Source organism: Xanthobacter autotrophicus, from assembly GCF_029991245.1.
Lineage (GTDB): Bacteria > Pseudomonadota > Alphaproteobacteria > Rhizobiales > Xanthobacteraceae > Xanthobacter > Xanthobacter autotrophicus_C.
Map to the genome: position 1 here is coordinate 1 of NZ_JAIVFO010000271.1, position 2,205 is coordinate 2,205.

Genomic DNA, 2,205 nt, shown 5'->3' on the forward strand with positions numbered 1-2,205 from the left:
GGGTGGAAGGGGTGCGTGCCATTCGGTGCTCCTCGGCGCGATCCGCGCAGCGACGCATGCAACAGCGACGAATCGCCGGATGCATCCGGTCTCCTCGATCCGGAGTTTTCGCCCGCCCCTGCCAGACGGGCAAGCAAATTGCGCCATTTGCCCGAGGCGTCCCCTGCCCTGCATCCCGCCGCCCCACCGGCCCTTGCGCGCAGGCCCGGGCGCCTGCAATGTGCCGCCCCGCCTGCCCGGCGATGCGGCACCAGGCGCAGGCGAAGGAGCGGACATGGACGATCTGGTCGCATACCTTCGGACGCGCCTCGATCTGGACGAGGCCACGGCACGCGCGGTGGTGGTCATCGTCATCCAGTTTCTCGGCAAGGAGGCGCCGGCGGACGTGCTCGCGCCCCTGTTCGCGGTGCATCCCTGGGCGCAGGCGCTGACCGCCGAGGCCCCCGAGGTGGACGCCACCGAGCTTTCCGAGCGCCATTTCGGCGGCATGGCCCGCCTGATGCTGGTGGCCGACCGGATGATGGCCCACGGCCTCACCATGGCCCAGGTGCAGTTCGCCGTGCACGAGATCGTGGCCTATGCCCGCACGACGGTGGGCGATGAGCCGGTCGACCGGCTGGTGCGCGCCGTCCCCGGCCTCCGGCAGGTGGTATGACAGGCGGCGATTGACTCGGCCGCAGGTTGTGGCGTGATCTGACCTGCCGGCACACAAGCCGGCCGCGATAAGGGGAAACGCATGTCCTATCCGATTATCGACATCGAGGGCATCGGGGCGGTGTTCGCGGAGAAGCTGAAGGGCGCCGGCATCACCACCACGGATGCGCTGCTCGAAAAGGCCAAGTCGCCCAAGGGGCGCAAGGAACTCGCAGGTGCGAGCGGGATCGACGAGAGCCGCATCCTCAAATGGGCCAACATGGCCGACCTGATGCGCATCAAGGGCGTGGGCGAGGAATATTCCGAGCTTCTGGAAGCCGCCGGCGTGGACACCGTAAAAGAGCTGAAGACCCGCGTCCCGGCCAATCTCACCAAGGCCATGGCCGATGTGAACGCCCAGAAGAAGCTGGTGCGCGCCCTGCCCACCGAAAGCATGGTGGAGAAGTGGGTGGCCCAGGCCAAGGACCTGCCGACGGTCCTCACCTATTGACGGCTCCACCGCTCCGGCCCGGCCCGCCGGAGCCAGTCCTTGCAACGTGCCCGCCGGGATGGCCCGCCCCCCGGCGGCGGCATGCGCGCCGCAGGCGCACGACCGCGTGGTTGACGGCGTGGACGGCGGTGCACGCCATCCGCGGCCGGCAAGCCGGCGCCGTTTCCAACCGGTGCGGGGGGATGATTCCCCGCGCACCGGCCGGACTGAAAAGCCCGTCGGGATGTGGCGCGGAGCCACGCCCCGAGCCGCATGACTTTTCCGGCCGGCGGGGCACCACGTGGGGCATCCCGGCCCGGCCCGCACAGAGGGGGCCTTGAAAACGTCCCGCCCTCCCCGTAAAGAGTGCCTCCGTGCCGCGGTAGCTCAGCTGGTAGAGCAACGCATTCGTAATGCGTGGGTCGGAGGTTCGAATCCTCTCCGCGGCACCAGCTACCTCTCCGAAGACGTTTCGTAACGTCCCGGGTCCGTTGAGATCCGGTCGAATCTCGCGCGCGTGTCGGCAGGCTTGCGGGCATCGCGGTCGTGCCCACAGGGGGGGTGGCTACCGATGGCCCTTGCCGACCTCGCTGTGCGCGACGCGAAGCCAGAGAATAAAGCCTCCAACTATTTGATGGCGGCGGCCTGCACCTTCCGGTCAATCCCAGCGCAATCCGCATTCGGCGCTTCGCTCATCGATTCGCAGGCCATCTGAAGCCGTTCTCCTTCGCTCCTTATCCCACCGCCTCGCTGGCCGACGTCCGCCACAAGTGCGAGAAGGTCCAAGGGACGCCGGGCCAAGGCTTCCGGACCAAGGCTTCCGGGCGTCGCGGTCGCATTGGCCATGGGCGTCATCCATGTCATGTGGTTCGAGTTCCAGAACGCGTTCGACGGGCGCAACCAAGCCCACTCGGACCCGTGACGCCGCCATGACCACACAGAGGTGTCGCCATCCCCACCGAGCGTGCGCCCGACGAGAAAGCCGACCGCAAGCGCCTGTCGGCCTTCCTCTCCCGCTTCAGGGGGGCGGCGAAGGGTGATCTGCGCCTCACCATGGCCTGTTCGGTGGTGACGGGCCTCCT

Annotated in this window: 3 protein-coding genes and 1 tRNA gene; 3 read left to right on the forward strand and 1 reads right to left on the reverse strand. The window is 68.2% G+C overall.

The features are described from left to right. Positions 1-274 precede the first annotated feature (274 nt). From K9U41_RS22605 to K9U41_RS22615, 3 genes are all read left to right on the forward strand, one after another. On the forward strand, positions 275-655 hold the full coding sequence (locus K9U41_RS22605; protein ID WP_282643088.1) for a hypothetical protein: 381 nt from the start codon (positions 275-277) through the stop codon (positions 653-655). Between the two features lie 81 nt (positions 656-736). Beyond that, entirely contained in the window at positions 737-1,144 is a 408-nt protein-coding gene (locus K9U41_RS22610; RefSeq protein WP_282643089.1) for a DUF4332 domain-containing protein, read from the forward strand. A 355-nt stretch (positions 1,145-1,499) separates the two neighbouring features. After that, a tRNA-Thr gene (locus K9U41_RS22615) sits at positions 1,500-1,575 on the forward strand. 175 nt (positions 1,576-1,750) lie between these two features. On the opposite strand, the gene K9U41_RS22620 is transcribed toward K9U41_RS22615, so the two are convergent. After that, positions 1,751-2,205, reverse strand: a 455-nt coding sequence (locus K9U41_RS22620) for a hypothetical protein (RefSeq protein WP_282643090.1), incomplete at its 5' end; no start/stop codon positions are given.